Here is a 2,411-nt window from a genome sequence, read left to right on the forward strand (position 1 = left end):
GTAAGCGTCAATTCAAGTACGCCTCCCAATAAATACACTTCCACTATAAAATAAGCTTATACTAAATATGTGGAGGTGCCTATGGCTAAATATCCTAATGAAGAAAAAGAGCAATTGATTGAGGAGTTTAAAAATAGTGGATTAAGTATCACAAGCTGGGCTAGGAAGAATGGATTACCTATTTCAACAGTCACAAGATGGGTGAGTAAACATGATAAGAAATCAAAGCACTCTAAGGATGTTAAATTTATTGAAATCAAGACAACACAAGCCGGTAAGACCCTAAAGATGGAGATAGGTGCTGTCAACATTGTAGTGGATAGATATACCGATCTTGAACTACTTGCAAAGGTGATCAAGGTGGTGAATGAAATAAATGTTTAACTATGACAACTATCGTGTAATTCTTTCTTGTGGTGCTACTGATATGAGGAAAAATATAAACGGATTAGCTGAATTTGTTTATAGTAATTTCAACCTTGATCCAAGAGATAAGGTAATATTTGCTTTTTGTAACAATGCGAGGGATAGGATAAAGCTTCTTGTATGGTAAGATAATGGATTTTGGATTCATTTTAAAAGAATTGAAAAAGGACATGTGGTTTGGCCGTCACAAAGTGATACAGAAATCACTATGGATTTATTAATAGACGACTTGAAAAATATAATCATGGCACCGGGAATAAAACAAAAAATAAAGCGTAGTGAAGTCTTCAAAAAGTGTTGATTTTAATGGATTTACCATAGATTTTATAGTATAATCTTTACATAAATATTTGAGATTTGGAGGTCCGGTAAAATGAAAACTATAGATGAATTGCAAGCAGAAATTGCCGGACTTAAGGCTATCTTACAGGATAAAGACAAAGAGATTAAGACTTTAGAAAAAGTAAAAAAAGAAAAGAGTGAACAGATTGCTAAGTTAAATAATTGGTATATGGAGCAACTGAAATTAAAAGCAAAAGAGAAATTTGGCAAATCAAGCGAAAAAGCTATTGATGGACAACTTTCTCTTTTTGATGTCTTCAATGAGGCTGAAACATTTAGAGAGCCAATTCAAAGTGAGCCACCACAGGAAAGTATTATACCTGAGCATAAAAGAAGAAAAGCGAAAAAGGGAAGTAAGTTTAATGACATTCCTGTTGAGGTAGTTGAATATAAATTAGATGAAAGTGAACAGGTATGTGATAACTGCCACAGCCCTCTTACAGTTATGAAGAAAGAGATAAGAAAAGAACTGGTGGTAGTCCCTGCTGAGGTTAAGGTTATAGAGCATGTGACTTATGTTTATAGTTGCAGAAACTGTGACAAGAATGGAGAGAGTGGCTTTATAAAGATAGCACCTCATCCTAAAGCTCTTATTAAAAAGAGTGTAGTATCACAAAGTTTTATGTCTTATATAATGAATCAAAAGTACACACTTGCACTACCACTATATAGAATGGAGCAAGAGTTTAAAAGATTAGGCTTTGAGATATCAAGACAAAATTTATCTAATTGGATCATAAAAGGAGCTAATCTTCTAAAGCCTATATATGAGCAGATAAAGTTTAGTCTACTAAATGAGACACTACTCCATGCAGATGAAACTGTCCTGGAGGTATTACATGAACCCGGAAAGGAAGCAGGAAGCAAGTCATATGTATGGGTGTATAGAACAAGCAAATACAATACACATCCTGCAGTATTGTATGAATATACACTTGGTCGAAGCGGAGACTATGCTAAAAAGTTTCTTGAGGATTGGAAAGGAACTTACCTTCACTGCGATGGGTACACCGGATATAAAAAGCTTATGGATAAGACCTTATGCGGATGCCTTGTACATGCAAAGAGAAAGTTCTATGAAGCATACGAAGTTAATAGGAGTAATGAGTATGCAAAACAAGGGGAGACTTATCTAAGGAAACTATTCCGCTTGGAAGATAAGGCAGATGAATCCGGTCTTACATTGGAAAAGCGACTGGAAATGAGAAAAACCAATTCCAAACAAGTACTTGACGAGTTCTATAGTTGGATTTCACAAATAGAATCAAAAATCCTTCCTAAGAGTTTAATGGGGAAGGCTATTACTTATGCAATAAATCAAAAAGAGTACTTAGAGAACTTTCTAAAGGATGCAAGAATACAATTAAGTAATAATCTTGCTGAACAAAGTGTGAAGCCATTTGTTATAGGTAGGTCTAATTGGCTATTTGCGAATACAGCTAACGGAGCTAATGCATCTACATTGATATATAGTATAATTCAAAGTGCAATACTTAATAACCTGATACCACAAAAATATCTTACATTTGTTTTTGATACCATACAGTCAGGTGGAGATGCTTCGCTCTTAGTACTTTGGTCAGATGAGATTCCTGAGAGTTGTAAAAATAAAAAGTCGTAGGATTAGAATGATAAGTTCTAGT

General features: G+C 34.4%; 3 protein-coding genes. All 3 read left to right on the plus strand.

Features of this window, described 5'->3' with window-relative positions:
* Window positions 1–81 precede the first annotated feature (81 nt).
* The 3 genes from tnpA to tnpC all read left to right on the plus strand — a co-directional run bounded on the left by tnpA (window position 82) and on the right by tnpC (window position 2,389).
* Window positions 82–384 carry an IS66 family insertion sequence element accessory protein TnpA gene (gene tnpA, locus ACO6FI_RS13185; RefSeq protein WP_124952592.1) on the plus strand — a complete coding sequence of 101 codons (303 nt, stop codon included), beginning with the start codon at window positions 82–84 and terminating at the stop codon, window positions 382–384.
* A complete protein-coding gene (gene tnpB, locus ACO6FI_RS13190) occupies window positions 377–553 on the plus strand; it encodes an IS66 family insertion sequence element accessory protein TnpB (protein WP_485457725.1) in 177 nt (58 codons plus the stop codon). Before tnpA ends, tnpB begins: the two co-directional genes overlap by 8 nt.
* Window positions 554–799: 246 nt before the next feature.
* Complete coding sequence (gene tnpC / locus ACO6FI_RS13195) at window positions 800–2,389, plus strand: IS66 family transposase (protein WP_485457726.1); 1,590 nt, start codon at window positions 800–802, stop codon at window positions 2,387–2,389.
* Window positions 2,390–2,411 lie beyond the last annotated feature (22 nt).

Source organism: Lachnoanaerobaculum sp., from assembly GCF_057250505.1.